At 46.2% G+C, this 24,467-nt stretch carries 20 protein-coding genes; 5 read left to right on the top strand and 15 right to left on the bottom strand.

Translation table 11 applies throughout. The annotated features are described in order from the left end of the window. The first annotated feature begins 50 nt into the window (after positions 1–50). Complete coding sequence (locus LZG74_RS13305; RefSeq protein WP_233797057.1) at positions 51–974, top strand: sugar phosphate isomerase/epimerase; 924 nt, start codon at positions 51–53, stop codon at positions 972–974. Positions 975–978: 4 nt separating this feature from the next. On the opposite strand, the gene LZG74_RS13300 is transcribed toward LZG74_RS13305, so the two are convergent. Further along, positions 979–1,416, bottom strand: a complete 438-nt coding sequence (locus LZG74_RS13300) for a hypothetical protein (protein WP_233797056.1) — start codon at positions 1,414–1,416, stop codon at positions 979–981. A gap of 350 nt (positions 1,417–1,766) precedes the next feature. On the opposite strand from LZG74_RS13300, the gene LZG74_RS13295 reads away from it, so the two are divergent. Beyond that, positions 1,767–1,979, top strand: coding sequence for a type II toxin-antitoxin system HicB family antitoxin (locus LZG74_RS13295; RefSeq protein WP_233797055.1), 213 nt, complete (start codon positions 1,767–1,769; stop codon positions 1,977–1,979). 14 nt (positions 1,980–1,993) lie between these two features. Next, on the top strand, positions 1,994–3,157 hold the full coding sequence (locus LZG74_RS13290) for an acyl-CoA dehydrogenase family protein (protein ID WP_233797054.1): 1,164 nt from the start codon (positions 1,994–1,996) through the stop codon (positions 3,155–3,157). On the opposite strand, the gene LZG74_RS13285 is transcribed toward LZG74_RS13290, so the two are convergent. The 3 genes from LZG74_RS13285 to LZG74_RS13275 all read right to left on the bottom strand — a co-directional run bounded on the left by LZG74_RS13285 (position 3,150) and on the right by LZG74_RS13275 (position 6,589). Next, positions 3,150–4,109 (bottom strand): sterol desaturase family protein, encoded by a 960-nt coding sequence (locus LZG74_RS13285; RefSeq protein WP_233797053.1) that lies wholly within the window; start codon positions 4,107–4,109, stop codon positions 3,150–3,152. The two genes, LZG74_RS13290 and LZG74_RS13285, sit on opposite strands and share 8 nt — an antisense overlap. Positions 4,110–4,266: 157 nt before the next feature. Next, positions 4,267–5,757 (bottom strand): helix-turn-helix domain-containing protein, encoded by a 1,491-nt coding sequence (locus tag LZG74_RS13280; RefSeq protein WP_233797052.1) that lies wholly within the window; start codon positions 5,755–5,757, stop codon positions 4,267–4,269. Between the two features lie 163 nt (positions 5,758–5,920). Then, positions 5,921–6,589 (bottom strand): porin family protein, encoded by a 669-nt coding sequence (locus LZG74_RS13275; RefSeq protein WP_233797051.1) that lies wholly within the window; start codon positions 6,587–6,589, stop codon positions 5,921–5,923. Between the two features lie 252 nt (positions 6,590–6,841). On the opposite strand from LZG74_RS13275, the gene leuS reads away from it, so the two are divergent. Beyond that, positions 6,842–9,649, top strand: coding sequence for a leucine--tRNA ligase (leuS, locus tag LZG74_RS13270; protein WP_233797050.1), 2,808 nt, complete (start codon positions 6,842–6,844; stop codon positions 9,647–9,649). Between the two features lie 85 nt (positions 9,650–9,734). On the opposite strand, the gene LZG74_RS13265 is transcribed toward leuS, so the two are convergent. Beyond that, the gene (locus tag LZG74_RS13265; RefSeq protein ID WP_233797049.1) at positions 9,735–10,115 is read right to left on the bottom strand and encodes a hypothetical protein; all 381 of its coding nucleotides are present in this window, start codon (positions 10,113–10,115) and stop codon (positions 9,735–9,737) included. A gap of 158 nt (positions 10,116–10,273) precedes the next feature. Here LZG74_RS13265 and LZG74_RS13260 point away from each other — a divergent pair, with 158 nt between their 5' ends. Next, positions 10,274–11,083, top strand: a complete 810-nt coding sequence (locus tag LZG74_RS13260; RefSeq protein WP_233797048.1) for a glycoside hydrolase family 25 protein — start codon at positions 10,274–10,276, stop codon at positions 11,081–11,083. A gap of 145 nt (positions 11,084–11,228) precedes the next feature. On the opposite strand, the gene LZG74_RS13255 is transcribed toward LZG74_RS13260, so the two are convergent. The 10 genes from LZG74_RS13255 to LZG74_RS13210 all read right to left on the bottom strand — a co-directional run bounded on the left by LZG74_RS13255 (position 11,229) and on the right by LZG74_RS13210 (position 24,426). Continuing rightward, positions 11,229–12,287, bottom strand: coding sequence for an agmatine/peptidylarginine deiminase (locus tag LZG74_RS13255; RefSeq protein ID WP_233797047.1), 1,059 nt, complete (start codon positions 12,285–12,287; stop codon positions 11,229–11,231). A gap of 132 nt (positions 12,288–12,419) precedes the next feature. Further along, positions 12,420–13,007: a hypothetical protein gene (locus LZG74_RS13250; RefSeq protein WP_233797046.1), complete on the bottom strand. Its 588-nt coding sequence runs from the start codon at positions 13,005–13,007 to the stop codon at positions 12,420–12,422. A 22-nt stretch (positions 13,008–13,029) separates the two neighbouring features. After that, the gene (locus LZG74_RS13245) at positions 13,030–14,124 is read right to left on the bottom strand and encodes a hypothetical protein (protein ID WP_233797045.1); all 1,095 of its coding nucleotides are present in this window, start codon (positions 14,122–14,124) and stop codon (positions 13,030–13,032) included. A 193-nt stretch (positions 14,125–14,317) separates the two neighbouring features. Beyond that, the gene (locus LZG74_RS13240) at positions 14,318–15,508 is read right to left on the bottom strand and encodes a histidinol-phosphate transaminase (RefSeq protein ID WP_026628192.1); all 1,191 of its coding nucleotides are present in this window, start codon (positions 15,506–15,508) and stop codon (positions 14,318–14,320) included. Positions 15,509–15,614: 106 nt separating this feature from the next. Continuing rightward, positions 15,615–16,097: a hypothetical protein gene (locus LZG74_RS13235; RefSeq protein ID WP_233797044.1), complete on the bottom strand. Its 483-nt coding sequence runs from the start codon at positions 16,095–16,097 to the stop codon at positions 15,615–15,617. Positions 16,098–16,136: 39 nt separating this feature from the next. Continuing rightward, on the bottom strand, positions 16,137–17,615 hold the full coding sequence (locus LZG74_RS13230) for a SusD/RagB family nutrient-binding outer membrane lipoprotein (RefSeq protein WP_233797043.1): 1,479 nt from the start codon (positions 17,613–17,615) through the stop codon (positions 16,137–16,139). 31 nt (positions 17,616–17,646) lie between these two features. Beyond that, on the bottom strand, positions 17,647–20,805 hold the full coding sequence (locus LZG74_RS13225) for a SusC/RagA family TonB-linked outer membrane protein (protein WP_233797042.1): 3,159 nt from the start codon (positions 20,803–20,805) through the stop codon (positions 17,647–17,649). 781 nt (positions 20,806–21,586) lie between these two features. After that, positions 21,587–22,495, bottom strand: a complete 909-nt coding sequence (locus LZG74_RS13220; RefSeq protein WP_255699229.1) for a carbon-nitrogen hydrolase — start codon at positions 22,493–22,495, stop codon at positions 21,587–21,589. 40 nt (positions 22,496–22,535) lie between these two features. After that, positions 22,536–23,519, bottom strand: a complete 984-nt coding sequence (locus LZG74_RS13215) for a glycosyltransferase family 9 protein (RefSeq protein WP_233797041.1) — start codon at positions 23,517–23,519, stop codon at positions 22,536–22,538. Beyond that, positions 23,512–24,426, bottom strand: coding sequence for a lysophospholipid acyltransferase family protein (locus tag LZG74_RS13210; RefSeq protein ID WP_233797040.1), 915 nt, complete (start codon positions 24,424–24,426; stop codon positions 23,512–23,514). The genes LZG74_RS13215 and LZG74_RS13210 overlap by 8 nt, the downstream gene beginning before the upstream one ends. Positions 24,427–24,467: the final 41 nt, after the last annotated feature.

Raw genomic sequence — 24,467 nt, 5'->3', positions numbered from 1 at the left:
GTTTTCATCTTTGATAAAAATTACCTGAACTTGCTAAACAGCTTTGTGTCATGACCATGGATCGGAGAACATTTATGAATTCGCTGGCTGTCTCGGCCGGCACTGCTTTTTTGCCCGAAACAGAAAGCATGGCCCCTGCTTTTCCTATTTCCTGCAACCAATATTCATGGATTACTTTCTATGCCCGCGAGGGGAAAGAATGGGGTGCGGATCTGGACGCATTGCTGGAAGAATTTGCTTCAACCGAGCTGAAAGCATATGAGCCAGCATTTACACAAGCCGGCGAAGTTGCCAAGTTGCTGCCAGTTTTGAAAAAATATCAGCTTGTAATGCCGTCGGTTTATGTCAACAGCTCGCTGCATAATGCGGGAGAAGCGAACAAATCCATTGAGTCTGTGCTGGCGATTGCGGATGCACTGAAACCGGCTGATACGAAGATCATCGTCACAAATCCAAACCCGCTGCAATGGGGTGGTTCCGAAAATAAGAGTGATGCTCAACTGACAGAACAGGCAAAAAACCTCGATAAACTAGGTGCCGAACTGAAAAAACGCGGTATGACGCTCGCTTACCATACGCATGATGTGGAGCTGCGTGCGGCTGCGCGGGAATTTCATCATATGCTGCTAGCCACGGATCCGAAGAATGTGTCGCTTTGCCTGGATGTTCACTGGGTTTACCGCGGCTCCGGCAATTCGCAGATTGCACTTTTTGATATTGTAAAATTGTATGGAAAACGAATTGTCGAGCTACATCTGCGCCAATCCAAAGAAGGAGTCTGGCAGGAAGCATTCAGCGACGGAGACATTGATTATCGCCGCCTGGTCAGCACTTTACAGTCCATGAATGTGACGCCTCATTTGGTTTTAGAACAATGTCTTGAAAAAACGTCGCCGAAAACAATGAATGCTGTTGAGGCGCACCGGAAGGACCTAGCTTATAGCGCTGAGATATTTAAAGATTGGTTGAAATAGCTTCCTATTTGATCGCAACAAACTTCCCAGCGCACCGTTCTTTGCAGCCGAAGTCGAATGTAACGGTTGTACTCGTAAGATCCGTGTAAGTCCAGTTAAGTATGGCAGAAGCACTGTTCGAAGCGCCGCTGAGCTCGATCAGGCCGTCGCTCACGATTCTATATTTGGTAAATGGATTGGCATAGGAAGAAAGAGATCCCCGGGTTTCTTTAAAATCACCATTGGTCTTAAACTCTACAATGGTGGATAAATCTTCTGACACTTTATGGAATACTCCACTACCATCTCCCGGATCATACAAGATTTCCACCATTTTCCACTTCCCGATCAAGCCATCGTTCGTCGCCTGAAATATGTCCTCAACAACTTTGTCCTCCTTGTTTTTACAGGAAAGGATGTTGGTAAAGAGCATTATAAGTAAAATAGCGTAGCGAATTTTCATAAGGTTTGCGAAATGAGGTTTCAACTTCTAAGATGCTTTTTCTGCAATATTGGTTGTAAACGTTATATTGGGCAAAGTATCATCACACTATAAAAATTTTAGAATGGGAAATTTCATAAGCTGATGTTAAAGTTGCTTTCAGGATCTGCCGATAGCAAGTTTAGTTTCGATGATCTGAGATTAATTTTGATAAACCTGGGTTTCACCGAAAAGACGATGGGAGGCAGCCACAGAATTTTTATAAGGAAATATTGTGGAAATTGTAAATATCCAACCTGATGGTAGTAAGGCTAAATCGTATCAGGTGAAACAGGTAAGAGGGATTGTTTTGAAATACAAACTTGTAAGTTATGAATAGCAAATACGAGTTAATCATGTATTGGAGTGAAGAGGACAACACATTTGTCGTGGAAGTTCCTGAATTGCCTGGCTGCATGGCGGATGGCTCTACGCAAAATGAGGCGCTGCTGAATGTGCAGATTGTAATCGATCAATGGATTGAAACTGCCAAAACGCTCGGGCGAGAAATTCCGAAGCCCAAAGGCAAGTTGATGTATGCTTAATTGACTTTCGCAGCATGTTAACCCCAGATTTCTACAACATCAATGACCTTTTAACTCATGAGCAGCAACTCATTGCGAGCAGCGTCAGAGACTTTTCCGACAGGGAAATTAAACCCATCATTGAAAACTACGCGCAGAAGGCGGAATTTCCGTTGCATCTGATCAAAAAGTTTGGCGAGCTTGGTGTTTTTGGTCCTACTATTCCTGCTGAATACGGCGGTGGCGGGCTGGATTACATTAGTTATGGCCTAATGTGCCAGGAAATCGAAAGGGGCGATTCGGGCATGCGGTCGACGATTTCAGTGCAGAGTTCGCTCGTTATGTGGCCTATTTATGAATTTGGATCTGAGGAACAAAAACAAAAATATCTTTCTGGACTCGCCAGTGGCGAACTGGTTGGCTGTTTCGGATTGACCGAGCCGGATCATGGCTCCAACCCGGCTGGAATGAAGACCCGGATTTCGAAAACGGGAAATGGTTATTTCCTTAATGGTGCCAAAATGTGGATTTCCAATGCTCCGTTTGCTGATATAGGGGTTGTTTGGGCGAGGGATGAGGAAGGAAAGGTGCGTGGATTGATCGTGGAGCGCGGAATGGCGGGCTTTACTACACCCGAAATTCACAACAAATGGTCATTAAGGGCGAGCGCGACGGGTGAGCTGGTTTTCGATCAAGTATTTATTCCCAAAAAAAATATTTTTCCCAATGCGTCCGGACTGAAAGCGCCGCTGCAATGTCTGGATAAAGCGCGTTATGGCATTGCCTGGGGCGTTATTGGCGCTGCGATGGATTGCTATGAAACGGCTGTAAAATATGCTGCGGAACGCATTCAGTTTGATAAACCGATTGGCGCATTTCAATTGACACAAAAAAAGTTAGCGGAAATGCTGACGGAAATTACCAAAGCGCAGCTCCTGGCCTGGCGACTCGGTACATTAATGAATGACGGCAGAGCCACAACAACTCAGATTTCCATGGCGAAGCGTAACAATGTGGCTATGGCGCTGAATGTGGCCCGGGAATGTCGCCAGATCTTGGGTGCGATGGGGATTTCCGGCGAATATCCCGTCATGCGGCATATGATGAACCTGGAATCAGTAATCACTTATGAAGGCACGCATGACATTCATTTGTTAATCCTGGGTGCCGAAATAACGGGGATCCCGGCGTTTAAATAGCCGTTGGTTGCTGGCCGTCAGTTCTTATAAATGGTTCTGGCTTAGTTTGTTCTGCGAGATGTGTTTGCAGGTTCTTTGTGGTTTGTCTTGAACCGTCGTGAGACCAGCCTGGCGCTTTGATCAGGTAATTAAGCTTCGTCCGCAGGTTTGTGTTCTGTTTAAAATCGTTTCCTATTTCCTTCCATTCGTGCAAAACGGTGTGGGCCAGCGTTGTGTTTTCAATGGGTTTGGTCAATCCGTAAACGGGCGGGACGGTCTCCAACTCTTCTTGGAATGTGCCGAAAATTCGGTCCCAGATAATGAGGCACATGCCCATGTTTTTGTCCAGATACTGCACATTACTCGCGTGGTGGACACGATGATGGGAAGGGGTTACGAAAATGTATTCAAGCCAGCCCAGTTTGCCCACATATTCCGTGTGCACAATGATGCCGTAAATCTGCGTGAGCGAGTACATAATGATGATGTCGGCGGGATTAAAGCCGATTAGCGCCAGCGGAATGAAATACACGAAGCGGTAAAGCGGCTGGAAAACGGAAGAGCGGAAACCGGTCGTCAGGTTGAAATGCTCAGACGAATGATGCGTCACATGCACGGCCCAAAATAACCGGCTGTGATGATCCACATAATGTAATGTGTAAAACGCGAGGTCTTCCAGCAGGAAAAGGCTGAACCAGTAAAAAATTGGATTGGTAATGCTCGTTCCCGCGCCCATGTTGTAAAACCAGATCAGCACGCCCACATAGGCCGTTCTGAATAACAGGTCAACGCCGCCGTTGAGGAGCATTAAGGATGCGTTGGTAAGAGAATCTTTAAAATTATAGGAAGCGCGCGGGCTGTCGTGGTGGTGCGAGGGACGGTAAGTCAGGAAAATTTCGACGCAGATCAGCAACAGATAAAACGGAGTGGAGACTTTTAAAAGAAAATCTTCAAACTCATATGTGCCAGGCATAGCAATGGTGTCAAATATTCACAAAGATAAATCGGAACGTGGTGGTAAGGTTTGCGAAGATAAATTCTAAGATATTTCTAATCCAGCATTTAATCAACTTTTAATCACCTCCCTGATGAGACATTCAACTGCGCCTAAACCCCTATATGTCTCGATTTTAGTTGATCATCCGCTTCAATGCTTTCCTTAATTCTTCGTTTTTGTGCCGTTTTTGGAGAATAGTCGGTGCGGCGATCCTTTCCCGGCAGTCGAAGAGCGAGCAGCGTTCGCAGGTTTGGTTTACTTCCCGGGCAACCAAATAAGGATCGTCCAGGAACTGTAATTTTTCCCTGGTCGGCTCATCCAGGTAAATGCCCATAGAAACGCTCACATTAAGGCCCGGAGTTGGGGACATAGGCAATGCAAAACTGATCACCAGATATTCATCCCGCGTATCTAGGTAAGTCGATTTTTGTGCTTTGCAAAGGATTCCGGGCTGCTCTTTTCGCTTGATAATGTCTCCCAAATCATTCAGAATCGTCAGTGCAACCCAGCGCCGGCAATAATGTTCGTCTTTCACGGTGTGCGGATAATGCTTCCGGGAAATGTGCATTTCCTTGGTCATATCGAAAATATTCTGACCGACGAAATTATTGAACCGCGAGAAAAAGATCTGGTTAATACCAAAATAGCGCGGCAGAATATTGCTTAACCTGTAACAAAATGATTCCGGCGTGGTGTTGAACCGGTGAATGAGGTCAATAAGCTGCTGCGGCTGCCACCTTTTTTGTTCAAAAACCGCTGCCACTGCAGGCACCAGCAAGCTTCTCTTGATAATAATGGCGCTTGAAAAGTAGGATGCTTTGAAGTTATTCAGCAATTGTTCAAACGATTCCGCTTCCACCAATGCCGTAGTATGCAGCCTGTTTTTCAGATTTAAATACAAATAACCGATCTCCCGGCCGAAGATAAACGCCCGCTGCACGGAGGTGAGATGATTATTGATCAACAAGCGATTGCCGTTCGGATTTGTGATCGTCAGGGAACGAACGCTGGAAAACTCAGGATTGGCCTTTTCATTAATATTTTCGATCGAATAATTGAAGCGCGATTTCAGGATTTCGGCCAAATCATTTTCATTCAGGATTTGCTCTTGATCAACATTGTTTTCAGTTAAAAAACGTTCTGCTTCCAGCTCAATGTCTTCAAAATAATTGTCGTGCATTTCCTGGTAAGTCCGCAATGCCGAGAAATAGAATTTCTCAATCGACATATTATAATTCCGCGCAATCTCGATCAGCGTGCCTACAAATGCGCTGATTTTGGCCGGGGCATCGGAAAGAATTTCAAGCAGGTTAGCGGGATCAATGCCGAAAAGTTCGAGCGGGAGCTCTGTGAGCACATTCGAGCTCAGCAGGTCCGAAATGGGTTCGAGGCGTTTGGTGAGTTTGAGGGAAACGAGCGTGTCGTAGTCCACATCCATGGCAGACGCCAGGGCAATAATCTTGTCGGACTTCGGGTATTTCTTGCCTTTTTCAATTTCGTTAATGTACGAAATCGACAACCCCGATTTTTGAGACAGCTCATTGAGTGACAATCCTTTATCCAGTCGGAGCTGTTTGAGCTTCAACCCGAAAACCAACCTTACATTATCTGTATTTATTGCCACTGCGCTGATAGAATCGGCCTGTAATGTACGATTTCGTTTACAGGCAATTTAATTAAAGAAATGTAAAAGTAGAAATAGCTGCAAGATTCACCGGTAATATATCAAAACAAAAACGGGACACGTCGTAGCGACGGTCCCGTTTGTTATGCTTTATTGTTTCGGATCAAAAAATTGCAAAGCCAAGCGTTGCCTGGAACAAATTGCTCTTTTTGCCAAATTGCGAAGCAGTGGTTGCATTGTCAAATTCAACTTTCACAATATCTGTGAAATTTCCTTCGTAACGCACATCCAAACTTAATCTGCCAAAATCAAATCCTACACCCGCTTGATAACCATAAGCTAGCCTGTTCTTGAATTCAGCTGAGTTTTCGCCTGTGATGACATCAAATGAATCGCCAATTTTACCATTATTGGATAATCTCAGAGAAGCCATCGGGCCAACATTGATGCGGAAGAACTTTGCCACTCTCACACCAAACAAAATAGGCACATCCAGGTTTGAAAAACGAACATCAACCTTCCCATTTGAATCCTGCACACCGTCTTCATATACATTAAAGCGGCCTCCTTTTTGTGATAGCAAAATCTCAGGCTGGATATAAAATGATTTACCAAAACGGAAAAATACACCTCCCACAAAACCCAGTGATCGGTTGTCGTTGTCTTTGAAATTGAACGGATTATTGCCCGAAGACAGTGTCAGGTCATTGCTTCCATTGATGTTCGACAGGTTAGCTCCGGCTTTAACACCGAATCTGAAAGCCGGGTCGTATTGAGCTGTCGCCGCGTAGCTTATCGTCATCAAGCACAGCGCAATCATAAAATTTTTCATGTTGATTTCTGGTTAGTAGATATAATTGACTTAATAAAAAATCTTAAAAACCTGTGCCCGGAGGCCTGATCTGAAATTTCACCTGAAATGGGCATTAGTTTCTACAAGAGCCGGATCAGCGGGCAGTCGGCAACCTAATGTGGTACGGTGTAAACCTTATTACAATCAAAAACGCTATTTTTGCGCTCAGTTTGGAAATTTGGCAAGGCAGAAAGTCAGCCTCTATCGTAATAAGGAAATATAGAGACAGTTATGAGTGATTACAGTCATCGGGAAATAGAACAAAAGTGGCAGCAATATTGGGAGAGCCACGGCACATTTCAGGTTGAAAACCAATCGGAGCTTCCCAAATATTATGTTTTGGATATGTTCCCTTATCCTTCGGGAGCCGGATTGCACGTGGGGCATCCGCTGGGATACATTGCGTCCGATATTTATTCCCGTTATAAAAGGCTGAAAGGCTTCAATGTGCTGCACCCGATGGGATTCGACAGCTTTGGCCTTCCGGCCGAGCAATATGCGATCCAAACGGGCCAGCATCCCGCCATCACAACGGAGCAGAACATTACGCGATACATTGAGCAGTTAAAAAATCTGGGTTTCAGCTACGACTGGAAACGTGAAGTGCGCACGTCCGAACCTGATTATTACAAATGGACGCAATGGATCTTCACCGAGCTTTTCAAAAGCTGGTATAACAACGATTCTGGTAAGGCAGAGCCTATCGAGTCATTGATCTCTATTTTTGAAAAAAGTGGAAATAAAGGTGTTAATGCGCCTTGTGATGAGGATACGCCCATTTTTACAGCCGAAGAATGGAATAGCTGGTCAGAAGAAGATCAGTATAAACTGACATTAAAATACAGGCTTACCTATGTTGCGGATGCGACGGTAAACTGGTGTGCAGGACTTGGTTCGGTGCTTTCCAATGATGAGGTGAAGGACGGCGTTTCAGAAAGAGGCGGGTTTCCTGTGGTTCAGAAACTAATGCGTCAGTGGATGATGCGCATTACTGCCTATGCACAACGGCTAATCGACGGTTTGGACACGGTTGACTGGACCGAATCGCTGAAAGAGCAGCAGCGCAACTGGATCGGAAGGTCGGTAGGAGCGCTTGTAAAATTCGGCATCGATGGCCATGAGCAGAATATTGAAGTTTTCACCACCCGCGTTGACACCATTTACGGCGTTACGTTCATGGTGCTCGCGCCTGAGCATGAGCTTGTTGATATCATTACTACGCCCGGGCAGCGCGGTGACATTGATGCATACATTGCCACGACTAAAAAGAAGTCCGAGCGTGATAGAATGTCTGACGTGAAGACGGTTTCCGGTGCATTCACAGGCGCTTATGCAGTAAATCCTTTTAATGATGAGAAAATCCCTGTTTATATAGCCGATTACGTGCTGGCAGGTTACGGAACGGGCGCTGTCATGGCAGTTCCATCCGGCGACCAGCGCGACTGGAATTTTGCACAGCATTTCAATTTGCCGATCATTCCGATTCTAGATTCGCAAAAAGAAATCGAAACGCAGGCAGATTCAACCAAGGAAGGACATTATATCAATTCGGGCATCATTAATGGCCTTACTTTTCACGAAGCCAACAAAGTTTTGATCAACTGGCTTGAAGAAAAAGGAGTTGGAAAAGGGAAGATCAATTATCGTCTGCGCGACGCGGTTTTCAGCCGTCAGCGTTACTGGGGCGAGCCTGTGCCTGTTTTTTATAAAAGTGACAGCACCGGACAGCCGCTTCCTTACTTATTAGAAAATGGCGAGTTGCCACTGAACCTGCCGGAAGTTGACAAATATCTGCCAACAGAGAATGGCGAGCCGCCTTTGGGCCGCGCACGGGATTGGGCGCATGGCTCGGGCAGTGGTTACGAACTAAGCACCATGCCGGGCTGGGCGGGAAGCAGTTGGTATTGGTATCGCTATATGGATCCCAAAAACCAGGAAGAATTCGCTTCCAAGGAAGCCATCGATTACTGGCGCGATGTGGATCTGTACATTGGCGGCACCGAGCATGCAACCGGACATTTGCTATACAGCCGTTTTTGGAACAAATTCATGAAAGACCGTGGGTTTGTACCTGAGGAAGAGCCGTTTAAAAAGCTGATCAACCAGGGGATGATCCAGGGACGCAGCAACTTTGTGTATCGGGTAAAAGGCGATGATTACAGCAGCCCCGTTTTTGTAAGCGCAGGTTTGCGTTCGGAATATGAGGTTTCGGCGCTGCATGTGGATGTCAATATCGTGGAAAATGATGTTTTGGATGTTGAAAAATTTAAAGCATCACGCAAAGATATTGTGGGTGAAAATCCAACATTCATCCTGGAAGATGGCAAATATGTGTGCGGAGTGGAAGTGGAGAAAATGTCCAAATCCAAGTTTAATGTCGTGAATCCCGATGACATTGTGGAGCGTTATGGCGCGGACACATTGCGTTTGTATGAAATGTTTTTAGGGCCATTGGAGCAGGCTAAGCCCTGGAATACCAATGGAATAGACGGGACGTATCGCTTTATCCGCAAGCTTTGGCGATTGTTCTATAATGATGCAGGGCAGTGGATGGTAAAAGACATTCCAGCCAAACCCGAGGAGCTGAAAATCCTGCATAAGACGATCAAGAAAATCGAAGAGGATATTGAAAACTTCTCGTTCAACACTGCCGTGAGTGCTTTTATGGTTTGTGTCAATGAATTGGGAGCGATTAAATGTCAGAGCAAAGCAGTTTTGCAGGAGCTTGTCGTTTTACTTTCTCCTTATGCGCCGCATATCAGTGAAGAATTGTGGGATCTGCTCGGCAATGAGAAAGGAATGGTTTCAAAAGCAACGTTTCCGAAGTGGGAGTTGCAGCACGTTACCGACTCTGTGTTCGAGTATCCGATCCAGATCAATGGTAAAGTGAGGGCTTCACTCACATTCGCATTGGACACGCCCGTCTCCGATATTGAGCGGGAGGTTTTGGCAGACGAAACGGTTCAGCGCTGGATGGAAGGTAAGGCTCCGAAGAAAGTGATCGTGGTCCCAAAGCGGATTGTGAATGTTGTGATTTAATATTCAGATTTATAAATGCGAAAGGGCCACTGTTGCGAAACAGAGGCCCTTTCTTTTATTTTTCTGGCTAAAATTTTCTTTGTGCTTAGCGAAGGCTGATCGAGCGTTGAATGTGTGGCTCGCTCACTGAAATGGTTTTGGTTACCTTTTCGCCGTCGCTGAAAATTTCAATGTTGTAATCTCCGGCAGGCAGGTCGTTCAAATCGTATACTTTTCTGATTTTGTCAACTTTTTTACCCAATTGCTCGCGGTAGATGGTTTTTCCTTTTTTGTCCGTCACCAGAATGATTGCGTTTGCATCATTGTATTTATCAACGCTTACGAACAGCTTGTGATTTTTGGCAACGAATATGCCTGTTCCAAATCCGGTAACTTTTTTGGTCTCCTTATCCTCTGCGAAAGAACTGAAAGCGAAGGAAGCGGTGAAAGCAATGGCTAATGCGAAGGTTCTGAATGAAGTTTTCATGGCTAATAGAATTTAAAGTTTGGCTCTTGTGGTTCCGTTTGAACATGACAAACATACGGCGATGACAGGTACTATGCATAGCATAGTACATGAGTGGTTGAATAGGAAATTGAGCGGTAGGATAGATCAAATAACGATCTTTTGTACTTTTGCGGCTTATGGCGAAAAGGAAAGTTAAGGCTTCGGCGGCCAAAGTGAATTATTTGAAACCGTTGCCTGCTAAGGGCTGGGCGATTATTGCCGGGGTGATTATTCTGATTGGCGCGCTCATCTGGTGGAAAGATAAGAAGGATGTGAATCAGTGGGAGTTCGTCGCCAAGTTTGGGATCAAGCTGCCGCTCCGCTACGCCATTCATGGCATCGACGTGTCGCACCACAATGCAAAAATCAATTGGGATAAGCTGAAAAAAACGCGTTCTGAAAATGTAGGGATTGATTTCGTATACATCAAGGCTACGGAAGGCGCCACGCATCTAGACCGGCAATTCAAGCGCAATTGGGCCGAAGCAAAACGCGTAGGGATGCGCCGCGGCGCTTATCATTTCTATAATCCAAGGGTAATGTCCGACCGGCAGGTCCAAAACTTCATCGGCCAGGTGCGGATGGAGCCGGGCGATCTGCCGCCTGTCCTGGACCTGGAAACACACGCCCGAAAGCCGGACGATATCATCATTAAAGGTGTAAAAAACTGGCTGCAACAAATTGAAGCGCATTACGGCGTGAAACCGATCATTTACGTCAATGAATATTTTTACAAAAAATACATTGCCGGAAACTTCGATGATTATCCGCTCTGGCTGGCCGGTTATTCCCGCACGCACCTGGACGACCTCGCCGCAGACGCGCACGTGCTCTTCTGGCAGCACAGCGAAAAAGGCTGGGCCGATGGGATCCGAGGTTTTGTGGATTATAATGTGTTCCTGCACGAGCCTGAGGAGTGGGCGGATCTGGCGAATGCTTCGCCGTGAGTGATGCGCCTGGGATCTTCCCTCTCCCCAGGTTGAAACCTGGGGGTAGCGATGGGTCGCCGCTGACGCGGCTTAGTGACTTGCTGATGAGCCGCGTCAGCGGCTGTTGGTTTTGCCTCGGACTTTAGTCCGAGGGGAGGAGTGCCTACAACAGCGGTTCCTGCTGGCTTAGACAGTGGAAGCTTCCTTGTCCCCAGATGATCTCAGTGGCTTCAAGCGGGATGATCTTTAGCTTGGGAAATGCTTTTTCCAGAATGTCTATGGCAACCTGGTCATTGGGATTGTTGAAAACCGGGGTGATAACGCCGGCATTGCAGATCAGGAAGTTGGCATAGGAACCAGGCGTCCGGAAACCGTCGATGATGACGGCTTTGGGCATTGGGATTTCAATGATATTCAGTTGCTTACCATTCAACAAGCGCATGTTTTTCAACATTTGCAGATTGGTTTGCAATATTTCAAAGTTCTCATCATTGGGATCATGCTCAACGCAGGCAATGACGGTGTCTTCATTAATGAAACGCGTGGTGTCGTCAATGTGCCCGTCGGTGTCGTCGCCTACAATGCCGCCTTCCACCCACAGAATCTGCTGGACGCCGTAATATTGGCACAACGTTTCCTCGATCTGGCTTTGATTCAAGTGCGGATTTCTATTCAGGTTTAGTAAGCACGATCTACTCGTCAGCAAACTTCCTGCCCCGTTAAATTCCACGGCGCCGCCTTCCATAATGATGCCGGGATTGAAAACAGGCAGATTTAAATAGTCAGCGATGGCTTTCGGTGTGCGGTTATCATCGTCATAGGGCGGATATTTGCCTCCCCATGCATTATGTCCCCAGTCCACGATCGCCTTCTGTTTTGTTTGCTCATTGATGACGAATGATGGCCCGTGATCCCGGCACCATGCATCATTGGTGGGTTTTATTACAAATTCAATTTTAGAAAGGGCAACACCGGTCCGGTCCAGCTCTTTGGAAATAAATGCTTTCAGATTTTCATCATTGGCAATGATCCCCACATTTTCACCCTGGCTGATGGCCTTGATAAACGCCAGATATTGCGGACGCATCTTAGCAAGCCTTTCACCCTGCCAGGAAGCTTCATTATGCGGAAATGTAAGCCAGGTGGCGCGGTGCGGAAACCATTCGGCTGGAAATGTAAAACCAAGTTCCCCTGGCGTCGATGAAGTGTTTATATCAGGCACAATAATATGAAGTCATTTTAGAGTGCAAAGGTCGGAAAGGTTTTGGTGACTGGCAATTGCAAAGCGATAATGTATAACAAAAAGCGGGACGCAGTTGCCTGCATCCCGCTCAGATCATTGAGTAAATAAACGTTACTGTGCAACCATTACATTGTCTACCAGGTAAGTGCCGTCTTCTGTTTCCAGGTTATACGCCTTTGAAACAATGCGCGCATTTTGCTTTACAGCACCCACTTTCCAGGATGACACAATGCCTGTGGAAGGTTCGTAATGGTAAAGAATGTCATTCTTGCTAAGTTGTTTTAACCGCTTCTTTCCTTTGCTGGTCTGAACACGGTGGTTGGGCGTTGCTTCCAGCAGCAGGGCGGGGATCATTTTAGGATCATAGTTGGCAATTCCTTCGGCAGGGCGCAGGTAAATGGCCGTTAACGAAAAGTCAGGTTTGTTATACACATCAATTTGTCGCACCTGCGTAGCCATGCTTTTGCCTCCCTTGCAGGTTTTAACATGCTCACCCACCTTTACATCTGCAATCGATTTCACACTTCCGTCCGCCATTGTAACCGGCGCATTGTCCGAAAAGTATTTATGTCTTTTGCTCTTTTTGGATACTTTAATGGTCACTTCTGACTTGACATTGTCAGCGGTTGTCATATTGGTTTGGGCAACCAGGTTCAATGATAAGATGGCAAGGACAGACGTAATGACGAACTTATGCATAAATGTAAGTTTCAATTGAAAATCAGGCTTTGGAAACTTTGACGAAAACTTTACTTAAAGCATTAGGCAGTGCGCCCAGAACAATAAAGATCATCCCGGAGGTAAGCAGCGTAGATGTATGCGCAAAGAAAGAGCCGGACGAAAGAATAGCGAGGATCAGAATGGTGGAAAATGGCAGGGAGAATGCCAGAAGCAATACAGCCAGTTCCAGGTCAAATGTTCTTTTTTCTTTCGGCAAACCTTTCGCATCTTCCCTCAAATTAAACGCTGAAATATGCGCCAGCGGCCAGAAACTGGCTGCACTTAACGGGATTACGATGGCAAGCAGGATCAGGGAAAGGTCCGTAATGTGCAATACGTAGATCATGCCTGCGCTGATAATCATGGTAATGCCTGCGCGGAAGAACAAAATGCTTGCTACAATGCGTTTTTTCCCCTCTTTAAGCTGTACAGCCAGACCAATGAACAGCAAAACCAATGGTGTCATCATCGCGCTGGTTTTGTCGAAAATTTCAGTAACCACAAACGGCAGGCTGCTGTAATTTATGCCCACGCTCAAAAGTATGATCGCGAGGAAAATCAGAATGTTAATAGGCTCCTGGAACATGCTCACAAACAGGCTTTTCAGCTTTCCACCCATTTTTGTCTCCTTATCATCACTGTTTTTCAAAAACATGTTCATCGCGAGAATGTACAGGGATATCAGCACGAAAAACTTATTTCCCACATCTGCTAATGCAGCGATAGCAAGGCTTTTTTCGCCCAGAAACTCCGCAATAAACGGAAAACACGACAGGCCGGGAGCGAGTGAAGGGATGAGCATCATTAACGTCCTGCCCGTCGGGCTGTTTTTTTCAATACCAAACAATGAGAATGCGAGCGGTGCCGAGAAAAACATTAAGAAATTGAAAACCAGCGTCACCACCGGAATGATGATCATGGAGGAATCAATATCAATCTTCATCAAAGAAATAAAGATCGTCGACGGCAATGCAACGGACAAAATGATCTCCTTAATCCCATTTGTCTGGTCTTTGTTTTTGAATTTGGACTTCAAAAGAAGGCCCAAACCAATTAATAATAAGAGTGTTATAGTTTTTTGCAATGCATCACTCATGATCAAAAATAATTTGAATGGTCAATGGGCACTTCGGCCGCCCGGTAGCCCGGTCCGCTCAGTGTGACAGCCGATTTTAAACATATTCGGTGTTATAGCCTTCGGCCGCCGGGCGGCCCGCTACGGTCACTTTGACAAGCTTGTCAGCCTGAGCGGACCGGGCCGCCGGGCGGTCGAAGGCACGTGCACAATGTTAGCTCAGCTGGTTCAGCGCGCCGACGAAGGATTTCATCTCATCCATCGTTCCGATACTGACGCGGCACCAGGGCTTGTTTTGGATGTCGAATGACCTTACGGCAACTCCTTTTTCGCTCATCTTGGTGAGAAGTTCCTTACCGGTGATGCTGATCGGGAATAACACGAAGTTGGTGTAAGAAGGAATGTATTTGTATCCCAGTTTATCCAGGTTTTCGTATAGATACAGTTTCGCTTCGTGGTTCAGTTTGCGGGTGTTGTCCTGGAATGCGCTGTCGTCCATGCTTGCAGACGCTGCGAAAATGGACGTGTAAGAAATGCCCATTCCACCACGCGTGATCTTATTGATCGTTGCCAGGTAAGTAGGTAGTGCCACCATGTAACCTACGCGGATTCCGGCCATTCCCATGATTTTGGAGAACGTGCGGGCTACGATTACATTTTTCTTTTGCGATAAAAGCGAAACCATGCTTTTCGTATCCGCACCAACAGCAAGCTCAATGTAAGCCTCATCTACAAATACAGGCACTTTTTCCGAAACGCGTGAGCAGAAATCCACCAGATCCTGACCTTTTGTGATAGCGCCGGTTGGGTTGTTTGGATTACAAACGTAAACCAGTTTTGTTTCGCTGTCGATCGCCGCTTCCATGGCTTTCAGGTCGTGTGACCAGTCGGCTGTGCAGGGAACGGGTTTCCAGGTTGCACCAACGGATTTGGCCACCTGAACAAGCGACATATAGCAAGGATCGGCAGAAACAATGTTTCCTTTTCCGTTCATAAATGTTACCAAAGCCACTTTTTCCAAAAGATCCGATGATCCCGGTCCCATCATAATGTGGTCCGCCGGAACGCCTTCTTTTTTGGCAATTTTATCAATCAGATCATACATTTCTTTCCATGCATACCGGTTTCCGTTCTTCACAGAATCAGCAACGGCTTTTTGCGCCGACATAGGAGGCCCGTATGGGTTCTCATTGGAGTTCAGTTTCGCAATGATCTTCGGTGCTTTGAAGTCATTTGGCAAGAAATGTTCTCTTACCATTGGGCTGCGGAAAATGCGGTTCTCAGGGTCCAGACTAAGCGGCGTGTTGGAGAATGCACCCATGCTCAGATGCGGTGCCAAAGTCATTCCTCCGATTGCCATTAAACCGGATTTTAACAGATTTCGACGGTCCATTTTTTGAGTCATTGTTGTATTGGTTAGAAAAGATGTGACGATAAATATTTGTGGTAAATTCCTTGATACAATATACAGAATAATTAAAAAATTACCTGTACACTATGCTTATTTTGAGTTAGTTAGCTTGAATTTGAGAAAACCTCGTGAACGCAATTCCTTTATAAGATCCCGTCCAGGAAATTTTGGTAACCGCGCCTGCCTTGGGTGTTGGTACGCCCAGTTCGGCCCAGGTTTTATCGATCGTTACAAGGCCCTGTGCATTGGAAGTGACCTCACCCAGAACGGCTCCCGAGCGCAATGTTATTTTGATCGCGACATTTGGAACGGGAATGGAATCAATGCCTTTGGTATGGTCAAGAATGTTGGTCTTGTCGAGTTCCAGTAACCTGGCCGAAAGGGTAAGCTTGGGTGCAGTTAATTGGTAACCCACGGTGGGCTCGCTGGCAATGGGCGCGCCGAATGCTGCGCCAACAATGTCCACCAGCACGGGTGCCACGTCTACGTCCAGGAACGGATCTTCTTCTTTGCACGAGGTCATCCCCAGCGAAAGCGTAAGCGCGAGGCAAAGAGCGGGAATGTATGTCTTGATATTTTTCATAATCTCGATTCTAAATGCGTTTTTTGGATGATAACCCGATTACTTTTCTACCCACCAAAGCTTGGTTTTCATGTCATTAGGGCCGCCGTTCAGGCCTTCTCCTGCTTTTACCGACTCAGCATTCAGTGAATATTCCGAGTTCGGATAGGGGAAGCGGGTGGGCAGGATGCCTCCGTTTTGCAACACTGCGCGCGGGTCTGGTGCCGGAAACACCGGGATTCCGGTTCTGCGCCATTCTGCCCAGGCTTCAACACCCTGTGCAAACAATGCTACCCACTTTTGCTCCAATACTTTTTCCCGCGTCACGGCGCCGAGTTTGGTAATGAATGATGCAGGGGGTGTTAAGCCATATTGTGCAAATGAAGCGGCGATGCCAGCATCAAAATATGTCTTAGGGCTGCCAGTGATCTCGCCGTCCAATGCTGCTTCGGCCAGAATAAAATTCAATTCGGCAAATGTCATGATTACCTCCGGGGCATCCATTTTGGTAAATGCGTCGCCAATGGTGGAGCTGGTTGCCAGGTAAGTGGTGGCGATCGCGTCAGGCAGGCCGTTTGGGTGGCCTTCGTATTTGCCGTCTTTGTTTGGGTTGGCATACACCTTGATGCGGCTGTCGTCCAGTGCATTCATCTTGTCAGCCAGCGTTTTGCTGATGTTCCAGTCGGTGCGGCCATCCTGCTTCATCACCTGGTTCCACTCGTTGTTACTAGGCAGAACCGCCGTGCAGTTCAGCTGAGCATTGTCTGCGTTGCTGGTGAAAATCGGGAATTTTTTCGCGTCGCTTACGATCTCGGTCATAATGGCTTTGGACTCAGCAGGTTTTTTCGCAGCCTGACGGTTCGCAAGGCGAAGGCGCAACGAATTTGCGAATTTTTTCCATTTCAGGATATCACCTCCATACATAATGTCACCCGCAACGGCCGGGCCGCCTACAACCAGTTTTTCGTTGGCCATTTTCAGGTCGTTCAGCATTCCTGCGTAAACCACTTCCATAGCGTCGTATTTTGGCGTGTAAACAGGCGAATCTGCTGTTCCATTGATCGCATCGTTGTAGGGAATAGCTCCGTAAAGGTCTGTCAGTAAGGAGAATACCCAGGTGCGCATTACTAATGCGACGCCTTCATAGTTGGAGTGCGGATTGGCCGATCCTTCGCCGCTCATCGTAATGATGCGTTGGAAATTGAGTTGCGAATCGTTGTAAAATCCTTTCCAGTTATTGGCAACCAATGCAGGTGAAACCGTGTAGTCATCGCCTTCATTGGAATAAATATTACGCGTCAAATGCTGCACATAAAGCTCGGCTGCATCGATGTTGATCCGTTCGAAACGGGTGCGGTGCCCCCAGTAACGGTCGATGGCGGTTTCAATGCCGGTAGGAAGCAAATACTGTGGTCCAATGGCCGTGGGGCTGTTCGGACTTGTATTCATTTCATCAAAATCTTTGGTGCAGCTCGATGCAGTAAGAATCCCTGCAAGCGCCGTCATCCAAATGGTTTTATGATTTAATATATTTCTCATTTTTCAGATTCTTTAAGGTCAGTTAACTGGATCAGAATGACAATGACAGGTTCATACCCACGCTGCGTGAGCTAGGCAGCTCGCCGTAACCGAAACCTTGTCCGTTGGCTCCTTTTGCATCAATTTCAGGATCAATGTGCGGTGTATTTTTGAAGATCATCCACACGTTACGTCCTACTACTGAAAGCTTTGCAGACTGAATTTTGATTCTTTTCAGAAATGAAGGGCTGATACTGTAGCCCAGGGAGACCTCGCGCAGCTTTACATAACTCGCATCAAAAATCGCTGATTCGTGATAGTTACGCGGATTGCTGTAACCGTACAATTGGTTTGCTGTTACGATAATGTCATTAGGAATGTAGGATTTAGACCCATCCGCTCCCGTAACTTCCCGAACGCCTTTGCCAATCACACCTTCTTCACGGCCCAATGCAGTTTCTGCATACTGACCTGTCCAGCGCGCTGTTCCTGTTCCTTCGTCATAAATGTCTCCGCCGATGCGCACATCAACCAATGCACTTAGAGAGAAGCCCTTATAGTTGAATGTGTTAAGCATTCCGCCGATCCAGTCGGGTTGAACATTACCCAGTTTTTGATTGGAAGCTGTAACCGGTAAGCCGTTTGCTCCGTAAACTGTTTGTCCGTCCGGTGATTTCTGGAATCCCACACCGTAGAATGTTCCGTAAGATTCCCCAACACGTGCTTCTGAGGTCATGCCGCGTTGTGTGGCCAATGTGTAGGTCGTCAGTCCTTCTGCCAGCTCCACCACTTTGTTGCGGTTACGGGCATAGTTCAAAGAAACTTCCCAGCTGAAACCATTCGACAATTTGACAGGCGTTCCGGACAATGTTACTTCAACGCCTTTGTTGGTGATCTTTCCTGCATTCAGGATTCTCTTGTCATAACCACTTGCTTTTGAAATCTCAACACCCAGGATCTGGTCTTTTGTAGTCTGGTCGTAATAGGTCACATCCAATCCCACTTTTCCTTTGAAGAAACGCAGGTCAGCACCTAGTTCAAGACCAGTTGTGATCTCTGGTTTCAGGTTAGCGTTAGCGATCTGAATGTTCTCAGCGAACTTAGGCACTGCTCCATTCCATGAACCGCTCGCTGTGAATGTTTGGGCAAGCTGATAAGGCAGGGCGTCGTTTCCAACCTGGGCATAACTCGCGCGGATCTTGCCAAACGAGAGGACATTGCTTTTCACATCAAACAATTCCGTAACCACAGCGCTCAAAGAAGCCGAGGGATAGAAGTAGGAGCGTGCATTGGAAGGCAATGTGCTTGACCAGTCATTTCTGGCAGTAAGGTCAAGAAACAGGCCGTCTCTCCACGAGAAGTTCGCCGTTCCGAACAAGCTTTGTGTTTCCGATTCTTCGATTTTACTTTCAATGGTGTTGGCGCTCGGTACAGAGTTTCCTGCGTTATAAAGGCCGTCCACAACCATTTCACCCACAGCAAAGTAATTTCTCTTGTAATAATTTTTACGCTGGATTCCGCCCAGCTGGACATTCACGCCAAAATCACTTGTAATGTTTTTATTGTAAGTCAGCATGAAATCCGTGTTAGTTTCCTGGCTGCGAAGCACTTCCTCGTTGAACCGTCCCGGCGTTCTTGTACCATTACGAACGCGAAGGAAGTTGGTCACATTGATACGCGTATCTGACCAGTAATCCGTTCCTGAGCGAAGCATTAAGGAAAGGGAAGGCAGGATTTTGTAGTTCAAAGCAATGTTCCCTAGCAACCTGTCTTTCTCATTGCCGGAAGGCATTTTTAGCTGAGAAAAATAAGGGTTTGTGAAGAATGTATGCTGCCAGTTTGCTGGATCTGTGTCGCCGGCTTTCTGGTTATGCACATCAGCATATTGTTCGTAATTGCGGAGCTGATCCCATGAAACTGACCGGTGAGACCAGATAAACTCCTGACCAGCTGCATAGCTGCGGTTGTCGGAGCCCGATTTGATATACTCTCCTGATAATGTTACGCTGATGTTTTTCGTCAGATTATATCCCGAGTTAATGCGGAAGTTATTTCTGTGGAAATCATTGTAATACATGATCCCTTTCTGATCCACCCGGCTCAGTCCCAAACGGAAATAGCCTTTGTCGTTTCCACCTGAAAGTGCCACCGAGTTAGTAATCGTGCGGCCTGTCTGCCAGTATTCTTCCCAGTTATTAGGCTGAGGAGTCAGTGGTGCAACATCGTCACCAGTCCACCACTGTCTCACCATACGGCCATCCATAGGTGCTCCCCAGCTTTCATCCGTTCCCTCTGAGCCAGCGAGAGGATATCTTGCGTCATAAACAGCTCTGTATTGTGCGATTTGCGCAGGATCCGTGATAGAGGAGCTCCATCCGTCATTATACCAGGTCCGGTAACCGCTTCCGCCGCCGTATGTGTTTTGGAAATCCGGTTTGATCCAGGGACGTTCGAATGTAATGTTTGAATTTACTTCAACACCCAATCCTTTTGTTCCTTGTCCGTTTTTTGTTGTGATCAAAATAACCCCATTGGCTGCGCGAGATCCGTACAATGCAGCTGCATTAGGGCCTTTAAGCACAGACATTTCTTTAATGTTGTCCGGGTTAACTTCTGAAATTCCGCCACCCAGTGTTTTGTTGGCAGTTTGTTCCATAGGAACACCGTCGATGACGATCAGCGGCTGATTATTGCCTGAAACCGAAGAAGATCCGCGGATCTGGATGGTCGAGCTGCTGCCCGGGCCGCCATTGGATTGTACACGCACACCGGCAATTTTTCCCGATAATGCATTGGCCACATTCGTGGACCGCGATTCTGTTAGTGAGCTTCCTTTTACTTCCTGGACTGTGTAGCCCAATGCTTTTTTCTCACGTTCTATACCAAAAGCAGTAACCACCACTTCGGCAAGCTGGCGTGTATCGGCGTCAAGTTTTATGTCAAATTGGGTCTGGTTGCCGATGGGCAGTTCTTTAATTAAGAAACCAACATAAGAAACCACAAGAATTCCGTCACCCGGGACAGAGAAACTGAATTTTCCGTCTGCATCTGCATTTGAACCCACATTGGTTCCTTTGAATATGATAGAGGCGCCTGCAAGTCCGAGGCCATCGTCTGCTGCTGTAATTTTCCCGCTGATCTGACGCACCTGAGCGTAGGCAAGCGGAGCAGTAAGAGAGGCCCATAATAATAAGAGTAGAACTTTACGCATGGGAGAAGATGAGTTAAATTGTTGTTAGGTATCAGTAATCGGAGTAGAAAAAAGTTATGGCTGTGTGGTGTCCACGTTGCCGTGCGCCGCACACACTTTCGCGTGGACAGAACAACACAGCCATAAGCTTGCAAAACTGCTTTTCCGGAAAGCAATACCCTCTTAAATCGAGGACAGACAGCATTTCGCGCTTAGGCAAAAACAAAGCAATCCTAGCGCAGACATTTGCCTGTCCACGGTGTTCCTGGTAAACCTGTTATTGAAAAAATTATATTGTACCTGGATAGAACCTGCCGGATGCGTTTGGTTATCGCAGCCGGATCTATTCAATCTTCCTCCTGATACAGACAGATATATTCATGTGCGGCTGGAATACATCTGCTTTTAAGAAGTTCAGTCATTCGTTTAACGACTTCTCAAATATACTGACAATGTGAAATAATGCAAGAGAATAAACTTAATTATTGAAGTTTTTTGCAATAAAAATTGGTCATTTAAAACGGTTATAAAATGTTTTGGTAATAATTTTATATTAAGTTTAAATTTCCCGTTTCCACAGAATCTCTATTTATCTGCTAGACTTAAATTTTAAATTCAGACAAATAATTGTCTATAATTGAGATTATTATGAACCTGATGTTATTATTTTAAATAAAATTGCGGTTACAAATGTTGATTTTTGAACTTAGTCTGGGAAATATTGCAAAAATGCAAAAAGAGGGCTCCCGTTAGGAAGTCCTCTTTTTATTTATCTAAGAATAATTATATTAATTGGTAACTGCTAGTCGATATAGCGTTTCAGGATTGGCTTGTAGGAATCAATGCGGCGGTCTCGCAGGAATGGCCAGGTTGTTCTGTAAAAATCCAGCTTTTGCAAGTCGAGTTCTTCTACATGCGTTACTTCCTCTTCGTGCGGCGCGAGATAAAGCAAGCGGCCTTGCGGGTTGGCGATGAATGATCCGCCCCAGAATTGCTGGTCCACTTCGCGGCCTGTCCGGTTAACAGCAACGACGTAAACGCCATTCGCAACGGCATGGCCGCGCTGAATGGTTTGCCACGCGCCATATTGCTCTTCATTAATAACCGGGTCAGTTTCGTTGGTGTCCCAGCCGATCGCCGTTGGATAAAACAAAATTTCAGCGCCCATCAAGCTCGTAATGCGGGCTGCTTCGGGATACCATTGATCCCAGCAAATGAGCACACCGATCTTTGCAAATTTTGTATCAAAAACGCGGTAACCATCTTTGTCACCAGCTTCACCCACGGACTCGCCCATGGCTGCATCACCGGGTGTGAAATAAAATTTCTCGTAATAACCCGGATCATCCGGAATGTGCATTTTCCTGTATTTGCCCAGATAAGCGCCGTCCGCATCCAGAACCGCCGTGGTGTTATGATACAAACCATGTGCCCGTTTTTCAAAAAGGGAGGCAATGATCACCACGCCGAGTTCCTTCGCCAACGAACTTAACGACTCCGTGGAAGGACCAGGAATCGGCTCGGCCAGGAGGAAATTTTTATGATCTTCCACATCGCAGAAATACAGCGAGCGGAAAAGTTCTTGAAGACATACAATGTTGGCGCCCTTCGCCGCAGCATCCCGGATGCCCTGCACAGCTTTCTGGAAATTCGCTTCCACGTCTTCCGTGCAGCTCATCTGGACGATGCCAATGTTTACCTTTTTATTCATGAATGGTCGTTTGTGATCTGAATGTTCAGCTATTTTAACATTAATTGTCCCCGGGTAGTTCTTTGATCGGGAAGTCGAAGGACAGCTCGTTCATGCATTTGAAATGTTTTTGCGGACAAGCTTTATAACCGATCTTGGAGCAGGGTCTGCATTTGAGGTTGTTGTTTTCTAAAACTTCAAATGCCGTTTTGTAAGGATACATCCCAAAGCCCGGAATCGTATTTCCCCAAATTGAATACACTTTTTTCTTAAATGCAGCAGCCACGTGCATCAATCCCGTGTCATGTGAGAACACGATCAGCGATTTTTGTATCAATGATGCCGATTGATTGAAATTGTATTTTCCGCAAGCATTCAGGATTAACTCGTCGCCAACAGCTTTCCGGATTTCTTCTCCTGCTTCAAAATCTTCTTTCCCGCCTAAAAGCACGGTAGGGAAATTAATTTTTCTGCAAAGCTCGATCATTCTCGGAACTGGTAACTTTTTTGTATTATGCTGTCCGCCAATGGCATAAGCGACAAATGCTTGTTGGTGCGTCATAGGAAGCCAGCTGGTTTCCACATTGTCTTTATAGGGAATGAAATAATCCAGCCCTTGCCCTTCATTCATCACATTGAATGCGCCTAAGGTGTCCATATATCGGTCGACAATGTGAATATCCGGCAAATAATCGACCTTGAATGTGGTCCGCAGCCATTTCAGCACATTTAATTTATCAAAACTAAATGCCTTAACGCCCAATGCCAGCTTAATGCGCAACGTCCGGATGTTTGCGTGCAGGTCAATGATGTAATCGAAATGTTCTGCTTTGAGCTGTTTCAGGATAGGGTTAATGTCCTTATCGAGCAGCCAGATTTTATCGACATATGGATTGTCGGTAAGGAGAAATTCGAATTTTGATTTGGTAAAATAGTGAATTTCAACATTAGCCTGTTGTTTCAAACACCTTATCACCGGCGTGGTAAGCACAATGTCACCAATGGAAGAAAAACGCAGGATAAGGACTTTAACAGGTTTATTCACTTTTTATTTCTTGTCGTAATTGAAATGGCAACAGATTTTGAGGCCTCGCATGTTTCCATCGTCTGTGGCTCCAAAGCCAGTTATCGGGCTGGCGCTTAATATCTTCTTCCAGATATTCGATCTGACTTTGCAGAATGTTGTTCGTCGGCTCTTTCTTCGGATTTTCTGTGATCAGCTTGAAATAGGATCGGTAATGTCCCCGTTTTTGCTCATCCCGTAAAATGCCCATGTACAAAACCGGCGCATTCAGGCGCTTCGCAATCAGCTCGCCGCCTCTGAAAATCCCGGTGTCCTGGTTCAGGAAACTGGTCCAGTAAGCCTTATCCGGGCTTGGTGACTGATCATTGACCAGCACAAAAAGAAACGGTTTTTCCCTTGGCGCCATCGCCCGGACCATCGCTTCTTTCATCGGCACCATTTCCGTCCCGAACTTGGTCCTTACTTTCTTAAACCAGTCCTCAAAGATCTCGTTGGCCAGCTCGTGGTAAACGACCACAATTTGGTAGGATAATTTGGCAGAAGCAAATAAGTTGAGCATTTCCCAATTTCCCAGATGCCCGGAAACGACCACGACGTTTTTCTGCTGCGCATAATAATGATCCAGCAATTCGGTCTCCAACTCAAACCGGCCGAGCAGATCATTCTTAGAAATGGACCTTAACTTGATGGTTTCAAAGACAATGTCGGTGAAATTGCGGTAATAACGGCGCGCGATGCAGGCAATGGTGTCGTCGCTGTAAGTAGGGAAACTGTTTTTGAGATTGGAGAAAATAACCTGCTTTCTGTAATGGCCAATGTCAAAAATGAGAAAGCGGAAAATATCGGAAAGCTTATATAATTTTTTCCACGAAAGCTTCGAGATCGCTGTAAGCATGAACAGCAATAGTCGGGTGGAAAGTGTTTTCATTGCATTGTATTCTATTGCAATGAAAAAGCAATTCTGCAAAA

Origin of the sequence: Dyadobacter sp. CY327, from assembly GCF_021390415.1 — a bacterium.
Taxonomy (GTDB): domain Bacteria; phylum Bacteroidota; class Bacteroidia; order Cytophagales; family Spirosomataceae; genus Dyadobacter; species Dyadobacter chenhuakuii.
This window is presented reverse-complemented; position numbering and strand designations above follow the sequence as displayed.